General features: G+C 66.7%; 26 protein-coding genes. 16 read left to right on the plus strand and 10 right to left on the minus strand.

Annotated elements, in window-relative coordinates:
- Positions 1-103: 103 nt before the first annotated feature.
- On the minus strand, positions 104-745 hold the full coding sequence (locus tag OKW52_RS08115) for a nitroreductase family protein (protein ID WP_264505252.1): 642 nt from the start codon (positions 743-745) through the stop codon (positions 104-106).
- Positions 746-870: 125 nt separating this feature from the next.
- Between OKW52_RS08115 and OKW52_RS08120 the strand changes: the two genes are divergently transcribed.
- Positions 871-1,236 (plus strand): winged helix-turn-helix transcriptional regulator, encoded by a 366-nt coding sequence (locus OKW52_RS08120; protein ID WP_264505253.1) that lies wholly within the window; start codon positions 871-873, stop codon positions 1,234-1,236.
- Here the strand turns inward: OKW52_RS08120 and OKW52_RS08125 are convergent.
- Entirely contained in the window at positions 1,212-1,673 is a 462-nt protein-coding gene (locus OKW52_RS08125) for a hypothetical protein (protein ID WP_264505254.1), read from the minus strand. The two genes, OKW52_RS08120 and OKW52_RS08125, sit on opposite strands and share 25 nt — an antisense overlap.
- On the opposite strand from OKW52_RS08125, the gene OKW52_RS08130 reads away from it, so the two are divergent.
- The gene (locus tag OKW52_RS08130; protein ID WP_264505255.1) at positions 1,672-2,304 is read left to right on the plus strand and encodes an AEC family transporter; all 633 of its coding nucleotides are present in this window, start codon (positions 1,672-1,674) and stop codon (positions 2,302-2,304) included. The two genes, OKW52_RS08125 and OKW52_RS08130, sit on opposite strands and share 2 nt — an antisense overlap.
- 73 nt (positions 2,305-2,377) lie before the next feature.
- The gene (locus OKW52_RS08135; RefSeq protein ID WP_264505256.1) at positions 2,378-3,712 is read left to right on the plus strand and encodes a cytochrome-c peroxidase; all 1,335 of its coding nucleotides are present in this window, start codon (positions 2,378-2,380) and stop codon (positions 3,710-3,712) included.
- A gap of 62 nt (positions 3,713-3,774) precedes the next feature.
- On the opposite strand, the gene OKW52_RS08140 is transcribed toward OKW52_RS08135, so the two are convergent.
- On the minus strand, positions 3,775-5,247 hold the full coding sequence (locus tag OKW52_RS08140; protein WP_264505257.1) for a CRTAC1 family protein: 1,473 nt from the start codon (positions 5,245-5,247) through the stop codon (positions 3,775-3,777).
- Entirely contained in the window at positions 5,244-6,524 is a 1,281-nt protein-coding gene (locus OKW52_RS08145; RefSeq protein WP_264505258.1) for an ROK family protein, read from the minus strand. The genes OKW52_RS08140 and OKW52_RS08145 overlap by 4 nt, the downstream gene beginning before the upstream one ends.
- A gap of 215 nt (positions 6,525-6,739) precedes the next feature.
- On the opposite strand from OKW52_RS08145, the gene xylF reads away from it, so the two are divergent.
- The 4 genes from xylF (at position 6,740) to xylB (ending at position 11,489) form a co-directional block, all read left to right on the plus strand.
- Positions 6,740-7,765: a D-xylose ABC transporter substrate-binding protein gene (gene xylF / locus OKW52_RS08150; protein ID WP_264505259.1), complete on the plus strand. Its 1,026-nt coding sequence runs from the start codon at positions 6,740-6,742 to the stop codon at positions 7,763-7,765.
- Positions 7,766-7,866: 101 nt separating this feature from the next.
- Positions 7,867-9,291, plus strand: a complete 1,425-nt coding sequence (locus tag OKW52_RS08155; protein ID WP_264505260.1) for a sugar ABC transporter permease — start codon at positions 7,867-7,869, stop codon at positions 9,289-9,291.
- Positions 9,291-10,052, plus strand: coding sequence for an ATP-binding cassette domain-containing protein (locus OKW52_RS08160; RefSeq protein WP_264505261.1), 762 nt, complete (start codon positions 9,291-9,293; stop codon positions 10,050-10,052). The genes OKW52_RS08155 and OKW52_RS08160 overlap by 1 nt, the downstream gene beginning before the upstream one ends.
- 3 nt (positions 10,053-10,055) lie before the next feature.
- Positions 10,056-11,489, plus strand: a complete 1,434-nt coding sequence (xylB, locus tag OKW52_RS08165) for a xylulokinase (RefSeq protein WP_264505262.1) — start codon at positions 10,056-10,058, stop codon at positions 11,487-11,489.
- On the opposite strand, the gene OKW52_RS08170 is transcribed toward xylB, so the two are convergent.
- From OKW52_RS08170 to OKW52_RS08185, 4 genes are read right to left on the minus strand one after another with little or no spacing between them, the layout of a single operon-like run.
- Positions 11,486-12,427 carry a zinc-dependent alcohol dehydrogenase family protein gene (locus tag OKW52_RS08170; protein ID WP_264505263.1) on the minus strand — a complete coding sequence of 314 codons (942 nt, stop codon included), beginning with the start codon at positions 12,425-12,427 and terminating at the stop codon, positions 11,486-11,488. The genes xylB and OKW52_RS08170 overlap by 4 nt on opposite strands.
- A gap of 37 nt (positions 12,428-12,464) precedes the next feature.
- Positions 12,465-13,667, minus strand: a complete 1,203-nt coding sequence (gene pcaF / locus OKW52_RS08175; protein WP_264505264.1) for a 3-oxoadipyl-CoA thiolase — start codon at positions 13,665-13,667, stop codon at positions 12,465-12,467.
- Positions 13,668-14,351 (minus strand): 3-oxoacid CoA-transferase subunit B, encoded by a 684-nt coding sequence (locus OKW52_RS08180; protein WP_264505265.1) that lies wholly within the window; start codon positions 14,349-14,351, stop codon positions 13,668-13,670.
- Positions 14,348-15,055, minus strand: a complete 708-nt coding sequence (locus tag OKW52_RS08185) for a 3-oxoacid CoA-transferase subunit A (protein ID WP_264505266.1) — start codon at positions 15,053-15,055, stop codon at positions 14,348-14,350. The genes OKW52_RS08180 and OKW52_RS08185 overlap by 4 nt, the downstream gene beginning before the upstream one ends.
- Positions 15,056-15,161: 106 nt before the next feature.
- Between OKW52_RS08185 and OKW52_RS08190 the strand changes: the two genes are divergently transcribed.
- Complete coding sequence (locus OKW52_RS08190; protein WP_264505267.1) at positions 15,162-15,923, plus strand: IclR family transcriptional regulator domain-containing protein; 762 nt, start codon at positions 15,162-15,164, stop codon at positions 15,921-15,923.
- Between the two features lie 8 nt (positions 15,924-15,931).
- Here OKW52_RS08190 and OKW52_RS08195 read toward each other — a convergent pair whose 3' ends face one another.
- Positions 15,932-16,852 (minus strand): LysR family transcriptional regulator, encoded by a 921-nt coding sequence (locus tag OKW52_RS08195; protein ID WP_264505268.1) that lies wholly within the window; start codon positions 16,850-16,852, stop codon positions 15,932-15,934.
- A 180-nt stretch (positions 16,853-17,032) separates the two neighbouring features.
- On the opposite strand from OKW52_RS08195, the gene OKW52_RS08200 reads away from it, so the two are divergent.
- Genes OKW52_RS08200 through OKW52_RS08210 form a run of 3 tightly spaced genes read left to right on the plus strand, consistent with a single transcriptional unit; the run spans position 17,033 to position 20,549 of the window.
- Positions 17,033-18,163 (plus strand): maleylacetate reductase, encoded by a 1,131-nt coding sequence (locus OKW52_RS08200; protein ID WP_264505269.1) that lies wholly within the window; start codon positions 17,033-17,035, stop codon positions 18,161-18,163.
- A complete protein-coding gene (locus tag OKW52_RS08205; RefSeq protein ID WP_264505270.1) occupies positions 18,160-18,999 on the plus strand; it encodes an intradiol ring-cleavage dioxygenase in 840 nt (279 codons plus the stop codon). The genes OKW52_RS08200 and OKW52_RS08205 overlap by 4 nt, the downstream gene beginning before the upstream one ends.
- A 41-nt stretch (positions 19,000-19,040) precedes the next feature.
- On the plus strand, positions 19,041-20,549 hold the full coding sequence (locus OKW52_RS08210) for an aldehyde dehydrogenase family protein (protein ID WP_264505271.1): 1,509 nt from the start codon (positions 19,041-19,043) through the stop codon (positions 20,547-20,549).
- 52 nt (positions 20,550-20,601) lie between these two features.
- On the opposite strand, the gene OKW52_RS08215 is transcribed toward OKW52_RS08210, so the two are convergent.
- Positions 20,602-21,168 carry a nuclear transport factor 2 family protein gene (locus OKW52_RS08215; protein ID WP_127104692.1) on the minus strand — a complete coding sequence of 189 codons (567 nt, stop codon included), beginning with the start codon at positions 21,166-21,168 and terminating at the stop codon, positions 20,602-20,604.
- Between the two features lie 354 nt (positions 21,169-21,522).
- Here OKW52_RS08215 and OKW52_RS08220 point away from each other — a divergent pair, with 354 nt between their 5' ends.
- Genes OKW52_RS08220 through OKW52_RS08240 form a run of 5 tightly spaced genes read left to right on the plus strand, consistent with a single transcriptional unit; the run spans position 21,523 to position 26,022 of the window.
- Positions 21,523-22,686, plus strand: a complete 1,164-nt coding sequence (locus OKW52_RS08220) for an amidase (RefSeq protein ID WP_264505272.1) — start codon at positions 21,523-21,525, stop codon at positions 22,684-22,686.
- Complete coding sequence (locus tag OKW52_RS08225) at positions 22,686-23,831, plus strand: acyl-CoA dehydrogenase family protein (RefSeq protein WP_264505273.1); 1,146 nt, start codon at positions 22,686-22,688, stop codon at positions 23,829-23,831. Before OKW52_RS08220 ends, OKW52_RS08225 begins: the two co-directional genes overlap by 1 nt.
- Positions 23,832-23,877: 46 nt before the next feature.
- Positions 23,878-24,249 (plus strand): hypothetical protein, encoded by a 372-nt coding sequence (locus OKW52_RS08230; RefSeq protein ID WP_264505274.1) that lies wholly within the window; start codon positions 23,878-23,880, stop codon positions 24,247-24,249.
- A 4-nt stretch (positions 24,250-24,253) separates the two neighbouring features.
- On the plus strand, positions 24,254-25,528 hold the full coding sequence (locus OKW52_RS08235) for an aromatic ring-hydroxylating dioxygenase subunit alpha (protein WP_264505275.1): 1,275 nt from the start codon (positions 24,254-24,256) through the stop codon (positions 25,526-25,528).
- Positions 25,525-26,022, plus strand: coding sequence for an aromatic-ring-hydroxylating dioxygenase subunit beta (locus tag OKW52_RS08240; RefSeq protein ID WP_264505276.1), 498 nt, complete (start codon positions 25,525-25,527; stop codon positions 26,020-26,022). Before OKW52_RS08235 ends, OKW52_RS08240 begins: the two co-directional genes overlap by 4 nt.
- Positions 26,023-26,032 lie beyond the last annotated feature (10 nt).

The following is a 26,032-nucleotide window of genomic DNA, read 5'->3' on the forward strand; positions in this document are numbered from 1 at the left end:
TGGGTGGACATGCAAAAGGCGCCCGGCGGGGTGCCGGGCGCCTTTCAGGGTTTTCAAAAGCAGTGAGGGGCTGCCTAACGGTGCCGTGGCAGCCGGGCTCAGCTCAGTCCAGCTGCGAGACGAGGGACTCGCGCGATTTGCGGACCTTGGCCATCGGCAGCAACCAGTCGCCAGCGGGCTCGCGGTAGCCCAAGGGCAGCAGCACCACCGAGCGCAGACCGCGCTCGCGCAGGCCAAGGATCGCGTCCACCGCGTCCGGGCTGAAGCCTTCCATCGGCGTGCTGTCGACTTCCTGTTCCGCAGCGGCCACCAGCGCAACACCCAGCGCGATATAGGCCTGACGCGCAGCGTGGGCATAGTTCACGTCGGCGTCACGGGGCAGGTAAGCGGCTTTCAGGCCTTCATAATAGCCTTGCAGCGTCGGCGATTCGCCACGCGCGTCGACGTTCAGCGCCAGCACTTCGTCGATGCGCTCGGCGGTGTAGTTGTCCCATGCCGCGAAGACCAGAACATGCGAGCCGTCGGTGATCTGCGTCTGACCGCCCGCCGCTGTCGCGATCTGGGCCCGCAGCTCGGGGTTGGTCACGACGATCACTTCGAACGGCTGCACGCCGCTCGAGGTCGGGGCCATGCGGATCGCCTCGACAATGGCGTCGACCTTGTCTTGCGGCACTGCTTTCGCCGGGTCCATTTTCTTGGTTGCGTAGCGCCAGTTCAGGTGGTCGCTCAGGGTCTTGGTCGTCATGTCTTGGTTCCGATTGTCAAAGCCCGCAATGGGCGGTATTCTTTTGTAACCGACGATGTATTGAGAACCGAAGCGTGCTTCAAGAAGGCACAGGTTTGACCCTCGGTTACAAAAAGGGAACCACCATGCTGGACAGCGAACAATGCCCTGACTGCAAGCGGATCGGCGCCGTTCTGTCGCGGGTGGGCGACCGGTGGAGCGTGCTTGTCGTCGTCTCGCTGGCCGAACACGGGACGTTGCGCTTCAATGAGCTCAAGCGCACGCTGGGCATCTCGCAGCGCATGCTGAGCCTGACGCTGAAGGAAATGGAGCGCGACGGGCTGGTGAGCCGGACCTATCATCCGACCATCCCGCCCAAGGTGGAATACACGCTGACCGCGCTGGGCCAGTCGTTTCGCCAGCCGGTGACGGCGCTGAGCCGCTGGGCCATCGAAAATCTGGGCCGGATCGATGCGGCGCGGACGGCCTATGACGCGGGCACGGCGCAATAAGGCGTGGGCCGGGCAGGGGTGACGCGCTGTCGGCGCGGCTTGCCGGGGTGCGGCTGACAAGGGACGGGCGGACCCCCTCGCCTGTGGCTGGTTGCCGTGTTAACCAACCCTGAAACCAGCCGGAAACTGCCATGATCCAGATCTTTTTGACCACGCTGCCGATCTATCTGATGATCGTTTTCGGCTATGTCGCCGTGCGCAGTGGCTATGTCGCGCAGGCGCATATCGGTGCGCTGGCGCAGTTCGCGCTCAAGATCTGTCTGCCCGCGCTGATCGTCTTTGCCGTGGCGATGCCGCATGGCGAGGACGGGCTGAACCCGTCGTTCTTTCTGGCCTATATGGGCGGCTCGGTGATCACGCTGCTGCTGGGCTACGCGGCGATGCGGCTGTTGCTGCGTCAGGCCGCGCCGGATCTCGTGGATTCTGGCGCTGGGCATGGCGAATTCCAATTCGGGCTTTCTGGGTTTTCCGATTGCCAGCCTGATCTTTGGCCCGCAGGGCGCGGTGGTTTTCGCGATGACCATGACGGTCGAGAACGCGGTGATCATTCCACTGGTGCAGATCCTGACCGGGGTTTCAGGCTCGAACGAGCGCAAGCTGGGCGCGGTGCTGCGCGAAGCGCTGGGGCGGATCATCGCCAACCCGCTGCTGATCGCCGTGGCACTGGCGCTGGTCTGGCGCGCGACCGGGCTGTCGATGGGCGTGCCGGTCGAGCGGGCGGTAACGTCCTTGGCGATGGCGGCGGCCCCCGTGGCGCTGTTCGTGATCGGCGGCACGGTGGCGTCGATGTCGGTGAGCGGGCATTGGCGGCGGGTCTCGGCGGTGAGCATCGGCAAGCTGGTGGTGCATCCGCTGCTGGTGGCGGTGCTGCTGTTTACCCTGCCCGGAGTGCCTGCCGATCTGATTCCGGTGGGGATCTTGTTCGCTGCCGTGCCGATGCTGACGATCTATCCGATCCTCGCCGCGCCTTTTGGCCTGCGCGAGGTCTGCTCGACGGCGCTGATCGTGGCGACGGGTCTGTCGGTGGTGACGGTGACCGGGGTGCTGGTGCTGCTCAACGCGCTCTGAGCCCGCCTGCCGCCGTATTGCGCGATCGGCCGGGCCGTGCCACCCTGCTAGCGATAACGCAGGGAGGGGCGGGATGCGGATCTGGGTGAGCGGCGTGGTCGTGGTGGTTGCCGGGGGCTTGGGCCTGCAGGCCGGGGGCACGGCGGGCACCGGGTTGCCCGCGCCGCTGAGCGACGCCGATTTCCGCCCGGTCGATCCGGCGGCGGCGGCGCTGGGGCAGCTGTTGTTCTACGATCCGATCTTGTCTGGCAACCGCGAGGTCGCCTGCGCAACCTGTCATCATCCGGCCTTCGGCACCTCGGACGGGGTGTCGCTGGGGCTGGGCGACGGCGGGATCGGTTTGGGGCCGTTGCGGCGGGCGGATGCGGACAATCTGCCCGAAGAACGCGTGCCCCGGAACGCGCAGGCGTTGTGGAATCTGGGCGCGGTCGAGTATCGCTCGATGTTTCATGACGGGCGGGTCGAGGTGGACCCATCGCGGCCCAACGGCATGCGCACACCGCTGGATGACGACATGCTGGTCGGGTTCGACTCGCTCTTGTCGGCGCAGACGATGTTCCCCGTGATCTCACCGGATGAGATGGCCGGGCATTATCAGGAGAACGAGATTTCCACCGCCGTGCGGCTGGGCATGCTGACCGGGCCGGACGGGGCCTGGGCGCGGCTGGCGGCGCGGGTGGCGGCGGTGCCGGGCTATGCCGAACGCTTCGCCGCCGTTTACCCTGAGATCGCGGCGGGGCGGGCGATCGGGTTCACTGACGTAAGCAACGCGATTGCGGCCTTCATGGAGGTCGAGTTCCGCAGTGACAGCGCGCCGTTTGATGCCGTGCTGCGCGGCGAGGCGACGATGGGGCCGCAGGCGGCCGAGGGGATGGCGCTGTTTTATGGGCCTGCGGGCTGTTCGGGGTGCCATTCGGGGCCGTTCCTGACCGATCACAGCTTTCACGCGATGGGCGAGCCGCAGCTGGGGCCGGGCAAGGGCGCGCGGTTCGAGACGCATCACCGCGACGAGGGGCGCTACCGGGTGACCGGGGCGGCGGCCGACTGGTATGCGTTCCGCACGCCCGCGCTGCGCAATGTCGCGCTGACCGCGCCCTATGGGCACGCGGGCGCGCACCGGACGCTGGAGTCGTTTCTGGCCGGGCACGGACAGGGCGCGGCGCTGGCGGTGTATGAGCGCGCCGAGGCGGTGTTGCCCGCGCTGGACGGGGCGGATTGGGCGGTGATGGACGACCCGGCGCAGGTGGCGGCGATTGCGGCGGCGGCCGAGGGCGGGCCGGTGCTGGCGGCAGGGCAGATCGCGGCGCTGGTGGCGTTCTTGCAGACGCTGACCGATCCGGTGGCGGTTGAGGGACGGTTGGGGGTGCCGGACGCGGTGCCTTCGGGTCTGGTGGTGCCCAACCCCTAGGGCCGGGGCGGGTCGCCTGCGCGGCCTTGGGCCGCGACACCCGCCCGCCCGGCCAGCGCCTTTCAGCGCGTCAGGGTGAGCGATTGGTTGGTTGTCGCGTCGGTTTGCGTGGTGGTGCCATCCGGCCAGTCGACACGGATCTGTGCCGTGGTGGCGGGGCCGAGGCCGAAGTGGAGCGGCACCGATTGCCCCCCGGCGTGGCCGCCCCCGACGGTGACCTGTTGCGACTGGCTGCCGCTGTCGGTGGTGACGGTGACGCGCGCGCCGATGGCGCGGGTGTTGCCGCCGGGTTGGCGCAGATCCACGGCGAGCCAGTGGCCGGTGTCGGCGGTGGTGTTGCGGTACAGCTCCAAAGGGGCGCGGCGGTTGACGACGATCAGGTCGAGGCGGCCGTCCCTGTCCAGATCGACCAGCGCCGCACCGCGTGCGCGTTCGCGGGTGGCGATGCCCGCCTCGGTCGCGTGTTGGTGGAACGTGCCGTCCGGGGATTGCATCAGCAGGTCGTTGGGGTCGTGGATGGCGTTCGTCGGCATCTGGTCGACATTGCCCTTGGCGATGAAAAGGTCTGACAATCCGTCATTATCCACATCGCCGAATTGCGCGTGCCAGCCGGTCGAGGGGCGGCCATCGCTGCCATCATGCGGCAAGGTTGCATAAGTGCCAATCGAGTAGGGTGCTGCCGCGTAGGTTCCGTCGGGTTGTGCGATTTGTAGCAGTTGGTCGCCCATCGAGGTAAGCATGACCTCATCGCGCCCATCGCCGGTCAGGTCGCGCGAGGCGATGCCCATGCCCCAGAGCGAGACGTGTTGCCAGCCGTCCTCGGGCGTCAGAAAGCGGTGCCCGGCGATGTCATACATCTGCTCGTAGCCGCCGCGTACATAGTAATGCCGGTCGTTGGAGATGCGCAGCGTGGGGCGGTCGCGGGCGTCGCGGGCGGCGAGCATGGAGAGGGCGCAGAAGCCGGGGTCAAGCGGTTCAGCGCGCCAGGTCTGGGCTTGCGGGATCAGGAGGGTGTTGGAGTCGCAGGCCTGAAACGGGCCGGTGGGATTGCTGCGGTCGACATAATGGCCGATGGCGAGGGTGGGGCGCTCGCCCTCCCACCAGGCGGTGAAGGCGGTGGTCCAGCGGTCCTCTTGCGGCAGGTTCCAGGCGTCGGTCACGTCCTCAAAACTGCAATCAAGACCGCCGCGCAACACGCGGTCGGCACCGGCGCGCAGGATGTAGAGATCAAGGATGTCGTCGCCGTCCATGTCCAGCGGGTAGGCGCCGGTGCTGTCGGTGATTGTTGGAAAAGGTGCAGGGGTGAACGCCATGCCCCCGCTGTTTAGCAGAAACAGCATCGGATTTGTGCCACCGGCGGCGAGCACTTCAGGCAGCGCGTCGCCGTTGCAGTCAAAGACGGCGACGCCACCGCCGACGAAATGCTCCCAGCCGCCCGCGTAGATATGCTCGGGCAGGGTGGCGGACAGATCCGCAAACTGCGGGGTGGCGAGGGCCGGGGAGGCCAGCAGGATCAAACCAAAGCGCCAGATCATGCCACGGCCCCCTGACCGAGTGCTGTGTCCGTGACGTAGCTGAGCGCCAGCGCGGCGGCACCCCGGGCCCAGACCATGTCACCCCAGTTGTGGATCTCGATCCGGCACGCGGTGCGGCCGTGGTTCAGGGTCAGCGCGAGGGTTTCGGCGATGACCTCGTCGGCGTAAAGATAGTCATAGCGCATGCGTTCGCCCGACAGGATGATCAGCTCAGGGTCGAAGATCTGGATGACATTCGACAGCCCCAGCGCCAGATAACGCCCGGCACGACGAAAGATCGAACGGGCGGCGATGTTGCCGGTCTTGGCCTCGGCGAACAGAGCTTCGAGCATCGCTTGCGGGCTGGCCTGATTGCGCGGGTTGCGGCCCAGCGCGGTGGCAGCTTCGCGGGCGAGGGCGTAATCGGCGAGATAGGCTTCAAGGCAGCCGCGCTGGCCGCAGCGGCAGAGCGCGCCGTCGAGATGCACCTTGGTGTGGCCCAGTTCCATCCCCATGCCGCGCGTGCCTCGATAGAGACGGTTGCCGACCACCAGTCCCATACCGACGCCGTGCTCGATGGTGACGACGGCGAAATCGGACATGGCGCGCCCGGCACCGAACCACAGTTCGGCCAGCGTCAGCATGTTGGCATCGTTTTCGATCAGGACCGGACGGCCCAGACGCTGCGTCAGGGCGTCGCGGGCGGGCAGGTCGGTGCCGATGAGCAGCGGCGACCACGGGACGGCGCCGGTTTCAGGCTCGACCAGACCCGACAGGCCGATGCCGATGGCCGAGATGGCGTCGAGGGGCAGGTCGGCTTCGGCCAGCAGGCGCGTGACCAGTTCGGCGGTTTCGTCGCAGATCTGGTCGAGCGATTTGCGCACCGGCGGGGTGGGCAGCATGGCTTCGGCCAGAATGGTGCCCGAGAAATCGGCCAGAACAGCGGTGTGGCGTTCGTCCGACAGCTTGATGCCGATGACGCGGTGCGCCTTGGGCACGACGGCAAGCGAGACGGCGGGCCGCCCGCGCGCCGGTTCGCGGCGGTCGCGGGTAATTTCAGCGGTCTCGCACAGATAGCCCTGAGCGATCAGGTCCGAGGTCAGCTGCGTCACCGACCCGGCGCTGATCCCCAGCGCGCGCGAGACATCGGCGCGGGCGGCGATGCCGGTGGCGCGGACATGTTCGAACACGCGCTGGCGCAGGGGTTTGGTGTCGGTGGCGGGGCCGGGCAGCAGGGGGCCGCAGCCCGCGTATCCCTCGGGCGCGTTGACAACCGGAGGCAGAGGCACGGGGGACATATGTTCATTCATCGAATTATTAACCCTCGCTGCGCTGCGGCGGAAACGCGATTGGCGTATTGTTCGCGCAAACTTATGGCGTATCACGCTAATCCGGTGAGATTCGTAAGGCAATAAGGGAATATTTATTTTGACAGGTGAAAAAAAGAACCTATGCTTTTGCTGTCGGGTCAACCCCGCACCCCGGATTCGGGGCATCACCAGGGAGGAGATGCATGCGTAAAGCAGTATTCGCCGCTGTCGTTGCGACAGCGGGTATCACCACATCATTCGCAGCTCAGGCAATCACGGTTGGCGTCAGCTGGTCCAACTTTCAAGAGGAGCGCTGGCGCACCGACGAGGCGGCGATTGTCGCCGCGCTGGAAGCCGCAGGGGCCGAGTATGTGTCGTCGGACGCGCAGTCGTCCTCGGCCAAGCAGCTCAGCGACATCGAGGCGCTGATCGCGCAGGGTGTGGACGCGCTGATCGTGCTGGCGCAGGACGCGCAAGCCATCGGTCCGGCCGTGCAGGCCGCAGCGGATGAGGGCATCCCGGTCGTCGCCTATGACCGTCTGATCGAGGATCTGCGCGCCTTCTACCTGACCTTTGACAACGTCGAGGTTGGCCGGATGCAGGCCGAAGCCGTGTTCGCCGCGGCCCCCACGGGCCGTTACGTGATGATCAAGGGCTCGCCCACCGATCCGAACGCGGACTTCCTGCGCGGCGGCCAGCAAGAAGTGCTGCAGGCTGCGATCGACAGCGGTGCGATCACCATCGTCGGTGAAGCCTATACCGACGGTTGGCTGCCTGCCAACGCGCAGCGCAACATGGAGCAGATCCTGACCGCTGCCGACAACGGCGTCGACGCGGTTGTCGCCTCGAACGACGGCACCGCTGGCGGTGTTGTCGCGGCGCTGACGGCGCAGGGGATGCAGGGCATTCCCGTCTCGGGTCAGGACGGCGACCATGCCGCGCTGAACCGTGTCGCGCTGGGCACGCAGACCGTGTCGGTGTGGAAAGACGCGCGTGATCTGGGCCGTGTGGCCGCCGAGATCGCCGTCGCCATGGCCAACGGCACCGCGATGGCCGACATCGAGGGCGCGCAGGCCTGGACCTCGCCGTCGGGCACGGAAATGGTGTCGCGCTTCCTGGCGCCGGTGCCGATCACCGCTGACAACCTGGATGTGGTCGTCGATGCCGGCTGGATCACGCAAGAGGCCCTGTGCCAAGGCGTGAGCAACGGCCCGGCGCCGTGCAACTGATCTGACTGTCTGGCCCCGGCGATTGTTGTCGCCGGGGCCTTTCCCTGACGCACCGTGGCTTTGCCGGTGCCCGTCCGCCCCCCTGTGTGAGAGAGACCGCCATGAGCGATACCGCGCGCCCCGTCGAGCAACCCCGGCGCCGCTCGCTGCTCGATTCCCTTGAGATCGACACGCGCCTGCTGGGCATGCTTCTTGCCTTTCTGGTGATCTGCCTTGCCTTCAACTACATGACCGGCGGGCGTTTCCTGAGCCCGCGCAACATTTTCAACCTGTCGATCCAGACGGTCAGCGTGGCGATCATGGCCACCGGGATGGTGTTCGTCATCGTGACGCGGCACATCGACCTGTCGGTCGGCGCGTTGCTGGCCACCTGTTCGGCTTTCATGGCAATGACGCAGCAAAACTGGTTGCCGGGGTATCTGGGGCTGGAGCTGGGCAGCCCGCTGATCGCGCCGGTTGCCATTGCCGTGGGGCTGGTTGCCGGAACGGTGATCGGGGCGGCGCAGGGCTGGTTGATCGGCTATCTGACGATCCCGTCCTTTATCGTGACACTGGGCGGCTTGCTCGTCTGGCGCAACGTGGCGTGGTATCTGACCGGCGGTCAGACCATCGGCCCGCTGGATGAAACGTTTCAGCTGTTTGGCGGCATCAACGGCACGTTGGGCGTGACGCTCAGCTGGGTGCTGGCGGTGCTCGCAGCGGCGGCGGCGGTGTGGTCGGTCTTCTCGGCCCGGCGCGCCAAGCTGGCGCATGAATTCCCGGTCAAGCCGCTGTGGGCCGAGGTCGTCATGGCGGCGATCTTTGCCGGTGCGATCCTTGGCTTTGTGGCGATCCTGAACGCCTATCAGGTGCCCGTTGGCCGGTTGCGCCGGATTTTTGAGGAACGCGGCGAGGTGCTGCCGGATGATTTCACCATGGGTTATGGCCTGCCGATTTCGGTCCTGCTTCTGATCGTGCTGGCCGTGGTGATGACGGTGATCGCCCGCAAGACGCGGCTGGGCCGCTATATCTTTGCCACCGGCGGCAACCCGGATTCGGCCGAGCTGTCGGGGATCAACACCCGCCTGCTGACGGTCAAGGTCTTTGCCCTGATGGGGTTTCTGTGCGGGCTGTCGGCGGTTGTCGCCTCGGCCCGTCTGACCAACCATGCCAATGACATCGGCACGCTGGACGAGCTGCGGGTGATCGCGGCGGCGGTGATCGGCGGCACGGCGCTGTCGGGCGGTATCGGCACGATCTATGGCGCGATCCTGGGGGCGCTGATCATGCAGTCGCTGCAATCGGGCATGGCGATGGTCGGTGTGGACGCGCCGTTCCAGAACATCGTTGTCGGTGTCGTGCTGGTCGAGGCCGTGCTGTTGGACATCGCCTACCGGGTGGCCGCGATCCGGCCCAAGGTGCTGGCCGTGCATCTGATCGTGCTGCCCGTGCTGATGTGGCTGTGGTTTGGCTGGCCGTTCGGGCTGGGGGCTGCCGTTGTGGCGGTGCTCGCCTGGCAGTGGATGCGCAAGAAAGGGGTGATGTGATGACCCGGACGGATACTCCTTTGATCGAGATGCGCGATATCTCGGTGTCGTTTGGCGGGATCAAGGCGGTCGACCGCGTGAGTGTGGATCTCTATCCCGGTGAGGTTGTCGGCCTGCTGGGCCACAATGGCGCGGGCAAATCGACGCTGATCAAGTGCCTGTCGGGCGCGTATCGCAAGGATGCGGGTCAGATCTTTGTCGACGGTGTCGAGGTCGACATCCAGAACCCCCGCGACGCGCGGGAGTACAATATCGAGACGATCTATCAGACGCTGGCGCTGGCCGATAACCTCGACGCGGCGGCGAACCTGTTTCTGGGCCGCGAGCTGACGACAAAGCTGGGTTTTGTCGATGACGGCCGCATGGAGGCCGAGACGCGCAAGATCTTTGCCCGGCTCAACCCCAATTTCCGCAAGTTCAAGGCGCCGGTATCGGCGCTGTCGGGCGGGCAGCGGCAATCGGTGGCGATTGCGCGTGCGGTCTATTTCAACGCGCGCGTGCTGATCATGGACGAACCGACCGCCGCGCTGGGTCCGCAAGAGACGCAGATGGTGGCCGATCTGATCAAGGAGCTGAAAAAGCAGGGCCTTGGCATCTTCCTGATCGACCACGATGTGCATGCGGTGAAAAAGCTGTGCGACCGGGCGGCGGTGATGAAAAACGGCGAGCTGGTCGGCGTGGTCAAAGTCGATGAAGTGACCGAGGATGACATTCTGGGAATGATCATTCTGGGCAAGAAACCTGACCATCTGGCGGCCTGACTTATGTATATCGGATTGGATCTGGGGACGTCGCCGCTCAAGGCGATCCTGATGGATGATGACCAGCGCGTGCTGGCCGAGCATACCGTTGCGCTGAGCGTGCAGCGGCCGCATGACGGCTGGTCCGAGCAAGACCCCGCCTCGTGGGAGCGTGCGGCGATTGATGCGCTCAGGGCGATCCGGCAGCAGAACGACTGCCGGGGACTGCGCGGCATCGGGCTGTCGGGGCACATGCACGGCGCGGTTCTGCTGGACAAGAACGGCGACGTGCTGCGCCCCTGCATGCTGTGGAACGACACCCGCAGCCATGCCGAGGCCGCTGAGATGGACGCCGATCCCCGGTTCCGGGCGGTGACGGGGAATATCGTGTTCCCCGGCTTCACCGCGCCCAAGGTGGAATGGGTGCGGCGGCACGAGCCCGAGATCTTCGACAAGATCGCGATGATCCTGCTGCCCAAGGACTACCTGCGCTATGTGCTGACAGGCGAGTATGTGGCCGAGATGTCGGACGCGGCGGGGACCAGCTGGCTGGACACCGGCGCGCGCGACTGGTCGGACGATTTGCTGGCTGCGTGCGGTCTGTCGCGGGCGCAGATGCCGCGTCTGATCGAGGGCAGCGCGCCCAGCGGCGATCTGCGCGACAAGCTGGGGATTGAGCTTGACCTGCCGATGCTGGTGGTGGCCGGTGGCGGCGGTGACAACGCGGCGGCGGCGATCGGTGCGGGCGTGGTGAAGGATGGCTCGGCGTTTCTGAGCCTTGGCACCTCGGGCGTGCTGTTTGCCGCGAATGACGGCTACCGGCCTGACCCGGCGACGGCGGTGCACACGTTCTGCCACGCGCTGCCGGGGACATGGCATCAGATGGGGGTCATTCTGGCGGCGACGGATGCGCTGAACTGGCTGTCGAAGCTGACCGGGCAGTCGGCGGCGCAGCTGACGCACGGCCTGGGCGATCTGCGCGCGCCGTCGCGCACGCTGTTTCTGCCCTATCTGGGGGGCGAGCGGACGCCGCATAATGACAGCGCCATGCGCGGGCAGTTCCTGCATCTGGACCACGCGACCGACGCGCAGGCGGCGGCGCGGGCGGTGATGGAGGGGGTCAGCTATGCCTTCGCCGATTGCCGCGACGCGCTGGGCGCGACCGGCACGCGGATCGACCGGGCGCTGGCACTTGGCGGCGGGGCGCGGTCGGGGCACTGGCTGGACATGCTGGCGACGGTTCTGGGTTTCCCGCTGGACGTGCCCGAACAGGGCGAGTTCGGCGCGGCGCTGGGCGCGGCACGGTTGGGGATGATGGCGGCGACGGGCGCGGGGGCCGAGATTGCCACGCAACCGCCCGTCGCGCGCAGCCACGAGCCGGACACGGCGCTGGCCCCGGCCTTTGCCGAGGGGCTGGCGCGGTATCGGGCGGCCTATGGGGCGTTGAAGGCGCTTTAACTCAGGCGCAGCAAGGGTTTGCGGCCACCGGGGCGTTGGGACTCGGTGACGGCGGCGCGCCAGTCGGTCAGGGCGAATTCGGTGGTCTCCGGCAGGGGTGCCGCGCGCAGCAGTGGCCAGAGCCGGGCGAAGCGCTCTTGCCACGCGGCAGGGGTCAGCGCGGCGAGGCTGTCGCGCAGGTGAAACCGCGCGTGCCGCGCGCGGACCGGGCCTGCGGGGCGCAGCGGTTGGCCGGTCAGCAACCCGTAGCCGATGAGCGTGGCCTCGGGGGGCAGGGCTTCCAGCACAGCGGTGGCGACCGGGCCGCCCAAGGCATCGAACACCAGATCGGCACGGTGGGCGGCGGTCAGCACAGCGGCGGTGTCGGTCTGTGCGACGGGGGTTATCCCCAGCGCTTGCAGGCGCGGGACACGGGACGGCGAGCGGTAAAGGCCGGTGACCGAGGCCGCGCCCTGGGCCAGTGCCCAGAGGCCGAGATAATCGGCGCAGCTGGACCCCGCACCGCTGAGCAGCACGTGACGCCCTTGGACGGGCCAGAGGTCGAGCAGGGTCAGCGCGGCGAGCGGGTTGATATAGGCGCGCGCGGCGGTGGTATCGGGGATGTCACCCGGCACCGGGATCGCCAGCGCGGGGTCGCTGTTCAGATGCGTCTGCCACGTGCCCTCGCCGCGCAGGGGCAGGACGCGCTGGCCGATCAGGGCCTTGTGCGCGGGCGGGGCGGCGATGACGCGGCCAAGGCCCTCATAGCCCGCAGCCAGCGGTGGGGTGATGCGGTGGGCATAGGCGCCGGTGATCGGGATCAGGTCCGAGGGGTTCACCGGCGCGAGGGACATCGCGACGGTGAGCGCACCGGGCACAGAGGGCAGCTCGGTTTCGTCCAGCGTCAACTGGTCGAGCGGCTGCCCGAAGGCGCGGTAGAGGAGGGACTGGCGGCGCATGGGCGCGGTGTCGCGCCCCGCGCCGCCGGGGTCAAGGTCAGACGCGTTCCAGCGCGATGGCGATGCCCTGACCGACGCCGATGCACATGGTGGCCAGCGCGCGACGCCCGCCGGTTTCCATCAGCTCCAGCGCCGCCGAGCCGGTGATGCGGGTGCCCGACATGCCCAGCGGGTGCCCCAGCGCAATCGCCCCGCCGTTGCGGTTCACGCGGGCGTCGTCATCGGCGATGCCGAGTTGGCGCAGGGTGGCGAGGCCTTGTGATGCGAAAGCCTCGTTCAGCTCGATCACGTCGAAATCAGCGGCGGTCAGGCCCAGCCGGTCCATCAGCGCCTGCGACGCCGGGGCAGGCCCGATGCCCATGATGCGCGGCGGCACGCCCGCTGTTGCACCGCCGAGGATGCGCGCAATGGGGGTGAGGCCGTATTTGCGCGCGGCAGCTTCGGACGCGATGATCACCGCCGCCGCGCCGTCATTGACGCCCGAGGCGTTGCCCGCCGTGACCGTGCCATCTGCGCGGACGATGGGTTTCAGGCGCTCCAGATCGGTCAGCGTGGTCTGCGGGCGCAGGTGCTCGTCGGCGTCCACGGTGGTGACGCCCTTGCGGGTCTTGATCTCGACCGGCGTGATTTCGCGCGCCAGACGGCCCGAGGCCTGCGCCGCGCCTGCCTTTTGCTGCGAGCGCAGGGCGAAGGCGTCCTGATCGGCGCGGCTGATGCCGAAATCCTGCGCGACGTTCTCGCCGGTTTCGGGCATGGATTCCACGCCATACGCCGCCTTCATCGCCGGGTTGATGAAGCGCCAGCCAATCGTGGTGTCATAGACCGCGTTGGTGCGCGAAAAGGCGCTGTCGGCCTTGGGCATCACGAAAGGCGCGCGGGTCATGCTTTCGACGCCGCCGGCGATCATCAACTCGGCCTCGCCTGCCTTGATGGCGCGGGCGGCGGTGATGATCGCATCCATCCCTGACCCGCAGAGCCGGTTGATCGTGGTGCCGGGCACGCTCACCGGCAGGCCCGCCAGCAGCGCGGCCATGCGGGCGACGTTGCGGTTATCCTCACCGGCCTGATTGGCACAGCCGAGGATCAGGTCACCCACCGCGTCCCAATCAACGCCGGGGTTGCGGGCGGCCAGCGCGCGCAGCGGGATCGCGGCCAGATCATCGGGGCGCACGGGGGCCAGCGCGCCGCCGAAGCGGCCAATGGGGGTGCGGATGTAGTCGCAGAGATAGGCGTCGGTCATTTACAGCTCCGGGACGGTCAGGTCTTGGACGGGGGCGTCGATGTGCAGCGGGGCACCGGTGACGGCTTGCAGGTCGTCGAGCGACAGCGCCGCCAGTTTCTCGCGCAAAACAAAGCGCCCGGCGTCGATATCAATCACGGCGAGCGAGGTATAGACCCGCGTGACGCAGGCCACCCCGGTCAGGGGCAGGGTGCAGTGCGCGACCAGCTTGGGTTCGCCCTTTTTGGTGGTGTGTTCGGTGATCACGGCGACGCGCTTTGCCCCGTGGACCAGATCCATCGCGCCACCGACGGCGGGCACGCCGCCCGGCCCTGTGGACCAGTTCGCCAGATCGCCCGATTGCGCGACCTGATACGCGCCAAGGATCGCCACATCCAGATGCCCGCCGCGCACCATGGCAAAGCTGTCGGCGTGGTGGAAGAACGAGGCGCCGGGGTTCAGCGTCACGGCGCGTTTGCCGGCGTTGATCAGATCCCAGTCTTCCTGCCCCGCTGCGGGGGGCTGGCCGAAATCGAGCAGGCCGTTCTCGGTGTGATAGATCGCGCGGCGACCGGCGACCTGAAAACGCGCGACCATCTCGGGGAAACCGATGCCGAGGTTGACGTAGGCGCCATCCTCGATGTCCTGCGCCGCACGCCAGGCGATCTGGGCGCTGGTGAGTTTGACGGTGTCGAGCGTGCTCATGGATAGACCACCTGTTCGCGCGTCAGGACTTCTTCCTGCGCGGGGTTGGGAACGGCGACCACGGCATTCACAAAGATGCCGGGGGTGATGACGTGCTCGGGGTTGATCTGGCCCAAAGGCACGATGCGGCTGGCCTGCACGATGGTCTGCGCGGCGGCCATCGCCATCAGGGGCGCGAAATTGCGCGCAGCCATGCGGTAGGTGAGGTTGCCGTGGGGGTCGGCGTCCTCGGCCTTGATCAGCGCGATGTCGGCTTTCAGCCAGCGCTCTTGCACATACATCCGCCCGTCGAAGTCGTGCTGGGGTTTGCCCTTGGCCAGATCGGTGCCATAGCCGGTGGGGGTGTAGAAGGCAGGAATGCCCGCACCCCCGGCGCGGATGCGTTCGGCCAGCGTGCCTTGCGGGACCAGTTCCAGCTCGATCTGACCGGCGAGATAGGCTTCGTTGAACACCTCGGCATTGGCCGAGCGGGGGAACGAGCAGATCATCTTGCGCACGCGGCCCTGTTCGATCAGGGCGGCCAGCCCGGCGTGGCCGGTGCCGGCGTTGTTGTTGATCACCGTGAGGTCGCGCGCGCCGTGGTCGATCAGCGCATGGATCAGCTCGATGGGTGAGCCAGCGCCGCCGAAGCCGCCGATCATCACCGTCATGCCATCGCGGATATCCGCCACGGCGGCGGCGAGCGAGTCGCGTGTCTTGTCCATAGAGGGCTCCTCTGAAACTGGCTCAGCGATAGCGCGCGGGGGTTGACGGACAAAGCGGATTATTCGGATAGTGAACTTTGTTCGGATTATGAAGGTTAATGTTCGCATGGCGATCAAATCCACCGATTTCATCGGCTCGCTGGCCAAGGGGTTGGCGGTGCTGGAGGGGTTCGGCGCGCAGGGGGCGCGGTTGTCAGTGTCGCAAGCCGCCGAGGCGGCGGGGCTGGACCGCGCCGGGGCGCGCCGCTGTCTGCTGACGCTGGCCGAGCTGGGCTACCTGCAACATGACGGCAAGTTCTTTACCCTGACGCCCAAGGTCTTGCGGTTGGGGATCGGGGCTTTGGCGGCGATGCCCTTGGCGCAGGTGGTGCAGCCGTGGCTGGAACAACTGTCGGAACGGATCGGCGAAAGCGTTTCGGTCAGCGTGCTGGACGAGACCGAGATCGTTTATGTCGCGCGGGCGGCGCAACGCCGGGTGATGTCGATCGGGCTGATGCCCGGCTCGCGCCTGCCGGCGCATTGCACGTCGATGGGGCGGGTGCTGCTGGCGGCGCTGCCCGAGGGGCAGGCGTGGGGGCTGCTTGAACGCTCGGATCTGGCACCGAGGACGGTCTATAGCGTGACGGATCTTGAGGCGCTGAAGGCGCTGCTGGTGCAGGTGCGCGGGCAGGGTTTCGCGCTGGTGGATCAGGAGGTCGAGATCGGCCTGCGCAGTTTGGCGGTGCCGCTGCGCAACGGGCACGGAACGGTGGTGGCGGCGCTGAATGTCGGCGTGGCGGCGGCGCAGCGCAGCGCGGCTGAGCTGGTGGAGCAGGTGCTGCCGCAGCTGAAGGCGGTGCAGGACGGCGTCGCGCGGGTGTTGTTCTAGGCCGTGCGTCAGACCGGCGCGTTCCAGCGGCCATCAAAGGCATGAGCGCGGAAATGTTCGACCAGCGCGTCGATGAACAGGCGGGTGCGCGCGGGCAGGTGGACCCGCGAGGGGAAGACCACATTGGTGGTCAGGCGTGGCAGATCCCAGTCGGGCAGCACGCGTACCAGCCGCCCGGCATCGAGATCGGCGTCGATCACATAGATCGGCTGGGACAGGATGCCGATCCCGTCCAGCGCCGCGCGGCGCAGCAGCCGGCCGTCATTGGCGGTGATGCGGCCCTTGACCGGCAGGCGCAGGGTCTCGGACCCGCGGGTGAAGGACAGGTGCTCCCAGTCATCCGACAAGGTGTAGAGCAGCAGGTCATGCGCGGCCAGATCGGCGGGGGATTGCGGCGTGCCGTGGGTCTTGAGGTAGTCGGGCGAGGCGGCCAGCACCCGCGGGATCTCGGCCAGTTTGCGGATGGTGACCGAGCTGTCCATCTCGACCCGGCGGATGCGGATCGCCAGATCGAGGTCGCTGTCGATCACGTCCAGATAGCGGTTCGAGATCTGCAGATCGACGTCGACTTGCGGATAGCGGCGGGTAAAGGCGCGGATCACCGGCATCAGGTGGATCTGCGCGAAGGACAGCGAGGCCCCGACGCGCAAAACCCCGCGCGGCTCGACCGAGACAAGGCTGATGCTCTCTTCTGCCTGTGACAGCGTGGCGAGGATGTCGCGGGCATGCTCGGCGAAGCGCTCGCCCTCGGGCGTGAGCGACAGATGGCGGGTGGTACGCTGGACCAGCCGCACGCCCAGCCGGTTTTCCAACCCGCTGAGGTGACGGCTGACGCCCGAGACCGACATGCCCAGCGTATCGGCGGCGCGGGTCAGGCTGCGTTCGTCTGCGACACGCACAAAAGCAGTCAGTTCCGAGAAGCGGTCCATTGTTGACCTCAGCGCAAGAAATTTAAGGGAATATTCACATAAAGCGGCGCGGCACTCAAGCCGCAGGTCTGACGGGGCGTGGAATTCTTGCGTGTGTTGCAAAAGTGTTTCCCAATTAACGTGATTTATCCCGCAACTATGCAGTGCCACACTCGGCCACCTGAGTTTGGTCTGGACCCGATGACGCAAGACAACGCCCCCCTTCACGCCACTGGCCCCGCGCCCCTTCCGGGATACGATGGCCGGGGCTTCACCTATGTTGCGCGTCCCGGACGCGTGGTGTTCGGCACAGGCACGCTGGCGCAACTGCCTGCCGAGGTGGACGCGCTGGGGGCCAGCCGCGCGCTGATCCTGTCAACGCCGCAGCAACGCGGGCAAGCCGAAGCGGTGGCGCAGTTGCTGGGCGCGCGGGCGGTGGGCATCTTTGACGGCGCGGCCATGCACACGCCGGTCGAGGTGACGCAAACCGCGCTGGCTGTGCTGGGCGATATCAAGGCGGATGTGCTGGTCGCGATTGGCGGCGGTTCGACGACCGGGCTGGGCAAAGCCTTGGCCCTGCGCACGGATTTGCCGCAGGTGGTGCTGCCGACGACCTATGCCGGGTCCGAGATGACGCCGATCTTGGGCGAGACCGAGGGCGGCGTGAAGCGCACGCAGAGCAGCGACAGGGTGCTGCCCGAGGTGGTGATCTATGATGTGGCGCTGACGCTGGGCCTGCCGGTGGCGATGTCGGTGACCAGCGGGCTGAACGCCATCGCCCACGCGGTCGAGGCGCTCTATGCCCAGAACGCCAATCCGGTGGTCGATCTGATGGCGCTTGAGGCGATCGGCGCGATCAGCGCCGCGCTGCCGGTGATCGTGCGCGAGCCGGGCAACGGGCAGGCTCGGTCGCAGGCGCTGTATGGTGCGTGGCTGTGCGGCATCTGTCTGGGGGCGGTCGGCATGGCGCTGCATCACAAGCTTTGTCACACGCTGGGCGGCAGCTTCGGGCTGCCCCACGCCGAAACCCACACCGTCATCCTGCCGCACGCGCTGGCATATAACGCCCCGGCGATCCCCGGCGTGATGGCGCGTCTGGCGCGGGTGCTGGGGCCGGACCCGGCGCGGGCGCTGTTCACGCTGGCGGCTGAAGGGGGTGTGCCGACCTCGCTTGCGGCGCTGGGCATGCCCGGGGACGGGCTGGACCGCGCCACCGCGCTGGCGCTGGCCAATCCCTATTGGAACCCGCGCGCGCTGGAGGCGGCCCCCTTGCGGGCGTTGCTGGCCCGCGCGCAGGCGGGCGCACCGCCGATGCTGGAGGAGAGAGCATGAGCGCGTATTTGACCGAAGAAACCTCGACCCAGACCGTCAACGCCCGGATGGACACCAGCGCGGACCCGCGGCTGCGCCGGGTGATGGGGGCACTGGTCGAACACCTGCACGCCTTCATCAAGGACGTCGAGCTGACCGAAGAGGAATGGGGCGTCGCCATCGATTTCCTCACCAAGACCGGCCAGATCTGCGGCGACACGCGGCAGGAATTCGTGCTGTTGTCGGACGTGCTGGGCGTGTCGATGCTGGTCGACGCGATCAACCACCGCTTCGAGCAGGGCGCGACGCCAACCACGGTTTTCGGCCCGTTCCACGTCGAGGGCGCGCCTGAGCGGGCGATGGGCGCGTGTATCAGCGCCGATGGCAAGGGCGAGATTTGTCTGTTCGAGGGGCGGGTGACCGATCTGGACGGCAACCCGGTCGAAGGCGCCTGTCTGGATGTGTGGTCCGACAATGCCGACGGGTTCTATGACGTGCAGCAGCCCGGCATCCAGCCGCAATGGAACAACCGCGGGATTTTCCGCACCGGGCCGGACGGGCGCTATGCGTTTCGCGGCATCCGTCCGATCTCGTACCCGATCCCCGATGACGGGCCGGTCGGCAAGATGCTGGCGGCGCTGGGGCGGCATCCGTGGCGGCCTGCGCATATGCATTTTCTGGTCTCGGCCCCGGGCTTTCGCCGGGTGATCACCCACACCTTCGTGGCGGGCGATCCCTATCTGACCTCGGACGCCGTGTTCGGCGTCAAGGATGCTCTGATCGTCGATTTCGAGCGGGTCGAGACCGCGTCCGAGATCTGGCGCGCGCCGTTCGATTTCATTTTGCAGCGCGCCTGAGCGCTGCGGTTTCCCATCCCTCTGTACAGAAAGACAGCGACATGAAGATCAGCCCCCCTGACGCCCTCGTTTCGGCTATCGCGCCGGCGGTTGCCGATTTCCTCAAGGCCCCCAAGATGCTGATCGGACGCGATCAGGTCGCGGCGGCCAAGGGCGCGACCTATCCGGTCTATAACCCCGCAACCGGGCTGGAGCTGGCGCAGGTGCCCGCCGGCACGGCCGAGGATGTGGATCTGGCCGTGCGCGCGGCGCAGGCGGCATTCACCGGGCCGTGGTCGCAGATGCTGCCGGTCACGCGGCAGAACCTGATGTTGAAACTGGCGCAGCTGATCGAGGATAACGGCGAGGAACTGGCGCAGCTCGAGACGCTGAACAACGGCAAATCGATCATGCTGTCGCGTCTGGTCGAGGTGCAATCCTCGGCCGAATACATCCGCTACATGGCGGGCTGGGCGACCAAGATCCAAGGGTCGACGCTGGATGTGTCCATCGCGATCCCGCCGGGCATGCAGTATCAGGCCTATACCCGCAAAGAGGCGGTCGGCGTGGTGGCGGCGATCACGCCGTGGAACTTCCCGCTGAACATGGCGGTGTGGAAGATCGCGCCCGCGCTGGCGGCGGGGTGCACGGTGGTGCTGAAACCGGCGGAGGAGACGCCGCTGACCTCGATGCGTCTGGCGCAGCTGTGTCTTGAGGCCGGGTTCCCCGAGGGCGTGGTCAACGTGATCACCGGCATGGGCGAGGATGCGGGCGCGCCGCTGGTGGCGCATCCGGGCATCGCGAAGATCACCTTCACCGGCTCGACCGAGACCGGCAAGCTGATCGGCGTTCAGGCGATGAAGGACATGAAGCGCGTCACGCTGGAGCTGGGCGGCAAGGCCCCGATGGTGATGTTCGACGATATGGATCTGGACCTGCTGGGGGCGGCGGCGGGGATCGGCGCGTTCTTCAACTCGGGCCAGACCTGCTGCGCCGGGACGCGGATCTATGCGCAAAAGGGCATCTACGAGAAGGCGCTCGAGGTGATCGCCAATGTCACCCGCAGCCTGCCGATCGGCCCCGGCCTGAACCCCGGCAACCAGATCAACCCGGTGGTCTCGGCCCGGCATCAGGCGCATGTCAAAGCCTGCATCGCGCGCGGCATCGAGCAGGGGGCGAAGCCTGTCATCGGTGGCAGCGCGCCCGAGGCCGGCTTCTACGTCGCACCCGAGCTGTTCACCGATGTGCGTCAGGATATGGGTCTGATGCAGGAAGAGATTTTCGGCCCCGTCGTCACCATGACGCCCTTTGACGACCCCGAGGACGCGATCCGCATGGCCAATGACACGCGCTATGGTCTGGGCGCGTCGATCTGGACCAGCGATCTGAACAAGATGATGCGCTATGTGCCGCGCATTCAGGCCGGGACGGTCTGGGTCAACAGCCACAATATTCCCGACCAGAACATGCCGTTTGGGGGCGTCAAGCAATCGGGCATCGGGCGCGAGCACGGGGCGGGGGCGCTGGACAACTACCTCGAAACCAAGTCGGTCTGCATCGCATACCGTTGACAACAAAAGGGGCGGCCTGCGGGCCGCCCCTTTTGCTGCGTGTCGTGTGACCTCAGGGTTTCATCAGCATCGATTTGGACGGGTAGTCCGACGCCCAGGTCGCGGGCAGGGGGGCGACGAAGACGTTCTCGGTCCGGGTCCGGGTGATGCGCCACTGGCCGTCGGCCTCTTTGCGGAACCCGTTGAACAGCCGCGACGAGCGCAGCAGCGCCTTGCCGTCGGAAAAGAGCCAGGGCTGCATATGGACCCATTGGCCATCCGCCGTGACGCCATCGGCGTTCACGTAGATCTGCTCGGACGTCAGGTAGTGACAGTTCAGGATCAGCGCCGGGTCTTGCTTGCCGCCCCAGAAACCCTCGAAGTGCTTGCGGATCGCGGGCGCTCCGACGGCGCGGCCAAACTGGTTGTCGTAGTATTCGCCCACGCCTTCCCAGACGGCGTCTTCGGTATAAAGCGCCATGATCAGGTCGATGCGCTCGGCATCGTCGGCGACGCCGAATTCCGGCATCGGCGTGTCGCACAGAAACATGTAGCGGGCTTGAATGCGGCGGATCTCGGCCTCGGCTTCGAGGATCTCGATGCGGCGGGTGAGGGCGGCGAGTTGGGTGTCTTGGGTCATGGGACCTCCTGAGCATCGGCCATCGGGGGCCGGGGTACGATGCGGGAACGGTAAAGACACTGGGCTTCGGGTCAAGCGGTAATATTCACGTAATTCCGATCGTACCGCCGCAAAACAGTCTTGCGAATTTCGCAAAAGATAACGGTAATATTCATGTTATCGTTACACGGATGAGCGCCCGGCGACAGGACGCTCCCTGGCTGGTCCGCCACAGGCGACCGGCCCGCGATGCTGCGCGCGCATCTGTGTAAGGCACTGTAAAAACTGCAGATCACGCGAAATTTGTGCTTGATCGCTTTTCGTTTTACGGTAATTTTCACGTAGTAAATCACGCAATGAAAAGCCGACTCACCCATGTCCGTCCCTCCGACTGTTGCAAAACACGCCCTTGTCGCCCCGCTGGATCTGGGCGGTGACGGCCTGCGCGTGGTGGTCAAAGATTGCATTGATATTGCCGGTTACGCGACGCGCTGCGGCTCTCGCGCCTTTGACGACGCAGTGCCTGCGGACCGTCATGCCGAGGTGGTGCAGGCGCTGCTGGACGCCGGGTGCCGGATCACCGGCAAGACCAACATGCACGAGCTGGCATACGGCATGACCGGGGTGAACGAGGCTTACGGCACGCCGGTCAACCCGCGCTGGCCGGACCGGATTCCGGGTGGCTCGTCCTCGGGCTCGGCGGTGGCGGTGGCGGCGGGGATCTGCGATTTCGGCGTTGGCACCGATACCGGCGGTTCGGTGCGCCAACCGGCGATCTGTTGCGGCGTCTACGGTATCAAGCCGACCTATGGGCGGATCTCGCGCAAGGGGCTCAGCCCGGCGGCATCGTCGCTGGATTGCGTCGGCGCTTTCGCCCGCGACATGGACATGCTGATCGCCGCGATGCAGGCGATGGACCCAAGCTTTGCGCCCGTCACCCTGACCACCGCACCGCGTCTGGCGCGCATCAAGGCCGAGCTGGACGACGAGGTCGGTCAAGCGCTGGTCTATGCCCTGATGGAGGGCGCTCCCGAGGTCGACTACGTGACGCTGCCCTCGCTGGAGGCGGCGTTTGCGGCGGGCATGACGGTGATCGGCGCGGAAACCGTCGCGGCCTTCGGGCATCTGCTGGATGAGGGCGCGCCTCTGGGCGCTGACATCCGTGCCCGCCTGACGGCCAGCCGCGCGATCACCCCCGACCAACTGGCGCAGGCCGAAGCCGTGCGCGCGGCGTTCACCGCCGAGGTCGACGCGGTGCTCGCCACAGCCGAGGCGCTGATCACCCCGGCGCTGCCGATGGTGCCGCCGACCCTGACCGAGGCGCAAGACCCCAAGACCGTGCTGCCGCTGACGCGCTTTCTGCGCCCGTTCAATCTGAGCGGCCACCCCGCGATCGTGATCCCCTCGCGCCGCCCGTCCGACGGGCTGCCGGTCGGGCTGCAACTGGTGGGGCGCAAGTATGACGATGCCCGGCTGTGCGCCATTGCGAAATGGCTGGCCGAAAGCCTTCCGGCCTTCAAGGAAAAGGACGCTGTTTGATGAGTGTGACAACCGAGCTGAAACCCGATCTGGCGGCCGAGAAAGCCCGCGTGCTGGCACAGATCCGCGCCCGGCGGGCCGAGTTCACCGCGCTGCGCCATGTGCCGGTCGATATGGTGGCCGAGCTGAAGAAGATCGGTGTTTACCGCGCCTTTGTGCCCGAGCGGTTTGGCGGCGACGGGCTGACCCCGTCGCAGTTCTGCCGCCTGATCGAGGATATCTCTGCCGCCGACGCCTCGACCGGCTGGGTGGCCAGCTTCGGGGTTTCGGCGACCTATCTGGCCGCGCTGCCGGTCGATACCTATGCCCAGATCTTCGGCAAGAACCCTGACACGGTATTCGCGGGCGCGATGTTCCCGCCGCAACCGGCCGAGATCGTCGACGGCGGGTTCAAGGTGCGGGGGCGCTGGCCGTGGTGCTCGGGCGTGATGGGGGCCGATATCGTCGGTGCCGGGATCAAGGTGAGCGGCGACAACAGCCCGCTGCCGCGCGTCGCGGTGATGCCGCGCAGCAAGGTGACGGTGGACGAGACCTGGCGTTCGGTTGGTCTGTCGGCGACCGGCAGCCACGACACGGTGGTCGAAGATGTGGTGGTCGCGCCCGAGTGGACCTTTATCCGCGGTGGCAAGCCGATGATGGAGGACCGCGTGTTCCACTATCCGGCGATGGCGCTGGCGGCGCAGGTGCTGGCCGTTGTCGCGCTGGGCACCGCGCGCGAGGCGCTGGACTGGCTGCACGGCGACGCGATGCGCCGGGCCTCGATCACCGGTGCCCCCAGCCCGGGCGCGCGCCCCTATGTGCAGGCCGAATACGCCAAGGCCGAGAGTCTGCTGATGGGCGCGCGGGCGGCATTTTACGACACGATTGACCAGGCCTGGGAGCAGATGCTCACCCAAGGCGCGGTCGACCGCCAGACCCATGTGCGTCTGCGGATGGTCGCCAGCAAGGCCGCGCATGACGGGGCCGAGGCGGCGCGGCTGGCTTTCGTTCTGGGCGGCTCGGACGCGATGTTCACCGGGCATCCGCTGGGTCGCTGCATGATCGACGCGGCCTGCGTCGCCCAGCACGCCTTTATGGGCGAGGGCACCTGGACCGCTGCCGGGGCCACGCTGTTCGAGCAGCCCACCGTGCCCGGCTTCCCCTGATCCGCCCCCTGCGGGCTGCCCCTGATTTTCCGAAAAGGACCGTTTCATGACTGACCAGACCCCGATCCGCACCTTGTTGTGCATGAACAACCACCAAAGCTTTTTCGATCTGCCCTTTGACCAGATCGGCAAGGTCTGGAAGGCAACGCAGGCCTATATGTCGGGTGTCGCCGGTATCGAGGGCGCCACGATCATCGGCACCTTCGATGACGACCAGACGATGGTCGGCACCTCGCGCGGGTTTCCCTTCACCTGGTACATGCTGGTCGATTTCCCCAACCGCGACGCGGTCAAGGCTGCCTGCAACCTGCTGCGCACCATCGAGGTGGGCGACGACGGTCACCGCCTTTGGAAATACATGAGCGTCGAGGCCCGTCTGGGCCGCGCGCTGGAAATCCCTCAAGCCCACAGGAGCTGAACCCATGTCCCTGGACACGCCGAAATTCAGCGATCTCGACGCGCTTTACAGTGCCGACTCCAAAGTCGCGACCGCGATGTACGAAGACCCTGACCTGTTCGCCGAAGAGATGGAGCGCATCTTCAAGCGGACCTGGGTCTGGGTCGCGCATGAAAGCGAATTCCCCGACAAGGGCTCGTTCAAGCTGTCCACTGTCGGGCTTGAGCCGGTCATCGTGGTGCGCGACCGCAAGGACAAGATCCACGTCATGGTCAACCGCTGCCGCCACCGGGCGGCGACGGTCTGCGAGGTCAAGAAGGGCAAGACCAGCTCGTTCCAGTGCCCGTACCACGGCTGGGGCTATGGTCTGGACGGCAGCCTGCGTGCCTTGCCGTACCCTGAGCAATACGGCGACGATTTCGACAAGGCGCAGCATGGTCTGCTCAAGCTGCGGGCCGAAAGCTACAACGGCATGGTGTTCGCGACCTTCAACGAGGACGCCGAGCCGCTGGTCGATTTCCTTGGCCCGCAGGTGTGCCGCTACATCGACCTGTTCATGAAGCAGGGCGGCGGGTTCCCGATCAAGGTCTTGGGCGAGCATCAGTTCACCGTGCCGATGAACTGGAAGGTTCAGCTGGAGAACACCACCGACGGCTACCACTTCCCGGTCGTGCACAAGAGCTTCATGCAGACGCTCGACGGCGAGACGAACGACATGTTCGACTTTCTGGAAAAGGGCAAAGGCTGGGTCGAGGATCTGGGCAACGGCCATTCGGTGATGGTGATGATCCCCGAGCTGATCGATCTGGATGACAACCTCGACGCGCCGATCCCCGACCGCTTTGCCGAGCTGGCGCAGGAGCTGCGTGACGACGGGTATCCCGAGGATCAGGTCAAGAAGATCGTGCGCGCTGTTGGCGGGGCCGGGTTCAACCTGAACCTGTTCCCCAACGTGTCCTTCAGTCTGGCCTTCTTCCGCGTGCTGACCCCGGTCACCGTCGAGCGCACCGATATCCGCCACATGGCGCTGGGCATGGACGGCGGCCCTGCCGCCGCCAACCGGATGCGTCTGCGGCTGCATGAGCATTTTCAGGGGCCGATGGGCTTTGGATCGCCCGATGACGCCGAGGTCTGGGAACGCGTGCAGCGCGGGACCAAGGGCGGCGAGGCGCTGCCGATTCTGGTGAACCGCGGTCTGATCGACGAAGTGCCCGGCGAAGCGGGGCCGAAGGGGCATATCAGCGCCGAAACCGGCATGCGCGCGGCCTACACGATGTGGAAAAGGATGATGGCGCAATGAAGGACGTGACCAACACTCAGGATCTGGCGCTGCTGTCGCAGGTCAGCGCCTTCATCTGGGCCGAGGCCGATATGCTCGACGCCAAGGCCTATGAGGACTGGCTGGAGCTGTGGACCAGGGATGGGCTCTACATCATGCCGATGGGCGAGGGCGAGGATTACGCCAACAGCCTGAACCTGTGCTACGACAACGACAAGATGCGGCGCGATCGCATCGGGCGGTTCCGGCAGGGGTTCTCGATCTCGTCCGCGCCTGCGGCGCAGACGGTGCGGGCGATGTCGCGCTTCGTGATCGAAAAGGTCGAGGGCGATACAGTCACCGTCCGCTGCGCCGAGCAGCTGGTCGAGGACAAGTTCGGCCGCCAGCGCCTGTTCGCCGCCAACACCACCTACACGCTGATCCGCCAGCCCGAGGGCGGTTTCAGGATCGCGCAGAAGGTGGCGCGGTTGCTCAATTCTGACGGGATGCTGACCTCGCTCAGCTATCTGTTCTGATGGGGGCCCC

This window comes from Pararhodobacter zhoushanensis (assembly GCF_025949695.1).
Taxonomy (GTDB): domain Bacteria; phylum Pseudomonadota; class Alphaproteobacteria; order Rhodobacterales; family Rhodobacteraceae; genus Pararhodobacter; species Pararhodobacter zhoushanensis_A.

What these genes read in the sequence shown, in the direction of transcription:
- OKW52_RS08115 (WP_264505252.1), bottom strand. Translation starts at nt 745, where the DNA reads ATGACGACCAAGACCCTGAGCGACCACCTGAACTGGCGCTACGCAACC.
- OKW52_RS08120 (WP_264505253.1), top strand. Translation starts at nt 871, where the DNA reads ATGCTGGACAGCGAACAATGCCCTGACTGCAAGCGGATCGGCGCCGTT.
- OKW52_RS08130 (WP_264505255.1), top strand. Translation starts at nt 1,672, where the DNA reads ATGGCGAATTCCAATTCGGGCTTTCTGGGTTTTCCGATTGCCAGCCTG.
- OKW52_RS08125 (WP_264505254.1), bottom strand. Translation starts at nt 1,673, where the DNA reads ATGCCCAGCGCCAGAATCCACGAGATCCGGCGCGGCCTGACGCAGCAA.
- OKW52_RS08135 (WP_264505256.1), top strand. Translation starts at nt 2,378, where the DNA reads ATGCGGATCTGGGTGAGCGGCGTGGTCGTGGTGGTTGCCGGGGGCTTG.
- OKW52_RS08140 (WP_264505257.1), bottom strand. Translation starts at nt 5,247, where the DNA reads ATGATCTGGCGCTTTGGTTTGATCCTGCTGGCCTCCCCGGCCCTCGCC.
- OKW52_RS08145 (WP_264505258.1), bottom strand. Translation starts at nt 6,524, where the DNA reads ATGTCCCCCGTGCCTCTGCCTCCGGTTGTCAACGCGCCCGAGGGATAC.
- xylF (WP_264505259.1), top strand. Translation starts at nt 6,740, where the DNA reads ATGCGTAAAGCAGTATTCGCCGCTGTCGTTGCGACAGCGGGTATCACC.
- OKW52_RS08155 (WP_264505260.1), top strand. Translation starts at nt 7,867, where the DNA reads ATGAGCGATACCGCGCGCCCCGTCGAGCAACCCCGGCGCCGCTCGCTG.
- OKW52_RS08160 (WP_264505261.1), top strand. Translation starts at nt 9,291, where the DNA reads ATGACCCGGACGGATACTCCTTTGATCGAGATGCGCGATATCTCGGTG.
- xylB (WP_264505262.1), top strand. Translation starts at nt 10,056, where the DNA reads ATGTATATCGGATTGGATCTGGGGACGTCGCCGCTCAAGGCGATCCTG.
- OKW52_RS08170 (WP_264505263.1), bottom strand. Translation starts at nt 12,427, where the DNA reads ATGCGCCGCCAGTCCCTCCTCTACCGCGCCTTCGGGCAGCCGCTCGAC.
- pcaF (WP_264505264.1), bottom strand. Translation starts at nt 13,667, where the DNA reads ATGACCGACGCCTATCTCTGCGACTACATCCGCACCCCCATTGGCCGC.
- OKW52_RS08180 (WP_264505265.1), bottom strand. Translation starts at nt 14,351, where the DNA reads ATGAGCACGCTCGACACCGTCAAACTCACCAGCGCCCAGATCGCCTGG.
- OKW52_RS08185 (WP_264505266.1), bottom strand. Translation starts at nt 15,055, where the DNA reads ATGGACAAGACACGCGACTCGCTCGCCGCCGCCGTGGCGGATATCCGC.
- OKW52_RS08190 (WP_264505267.1), top strand. Translation starts at nt 15,162, where the DNA reads ATGGCGATCAAATCCACCGATTTCATCGGCTCGCTGGCCAAGGGGTTG.
- OKW52_RS08195 (WP_264505268.1), bottom strand. Translation starts at nt 16,852, where the DNA reads ATGGACCGCTTCTCGGAACTGACTGCTTTTGTGCGTGTCGCAGACGAA.
- OKW52_RS08200 (WP_264505269.1), top strand. Translation starts at nt 17,033, where the DNA reads ATGACGCAAGACAACGCCCCCCTTCACGCCACTGGCCCCGCGCCCCTT.
- OKW52_RS08205 (WP_264505270.1), top strand. Translation starts at nt 18,160, where the DNA reads ATGAGCGCGTATTTGACCGAAGAAACCTCGACCCAGACCGTCAACGCC.
- OKW52_RS08210 (WP_264505271.1), top strand. Translation starts at nt 19,041, where the DNA reads ATGAAGATCAGCCCCCCTGACGCCCTCGTTTCGGCTATCGCGCCGGCG.
- OKW52_RS08215 (WP_127104692.1), bottom strand. Translation starts at nt 21,168, where the DNA reads ATGACCCAAGACACCCAACTCGCCGCCCTCACCCGCCGCATCGAGATC.
- OKW52_RS08220 (WP_264505272.1), top strand. Translation starts at nt 21,523, where the DNA reads ATGTCCGTCCCTCCGACTGTTGCAAAACACGCCCTTGTCGCCCCGCTG.
- OKW52_RS08225 (WP_264505273.1), top strand. Translation starts at nt 22,686, where the DNA reads ATGAGTGTGACAACCGAGCTGAAACCCGATCTGGCGGCCGAGAAAGCC.
- OKW52_RS08230 (WP_264505274.1), top strand. Translation starts at nt 23,878, where the DNA reads ATGACTGACCAGACCCCGATCCGCACCTTGTTGTGCATGAACAACCAC.
- OKW52_RS08235 (WP_264505275.1), top strand. Translation starts at nt 24,254, where the DNA reads ATGTCCCTGGACACGCCGAAATTCAGCGATCTCGACGCGCTTTACAGT.
- OKW52_RS08240 (WP_264505276.1), top strand. Translation starts at nt 25,525, where the DNA reads ATGAAGGACGTGACCAACACTCAGGATCTGGCGCTGCTGTCGCAGGTC.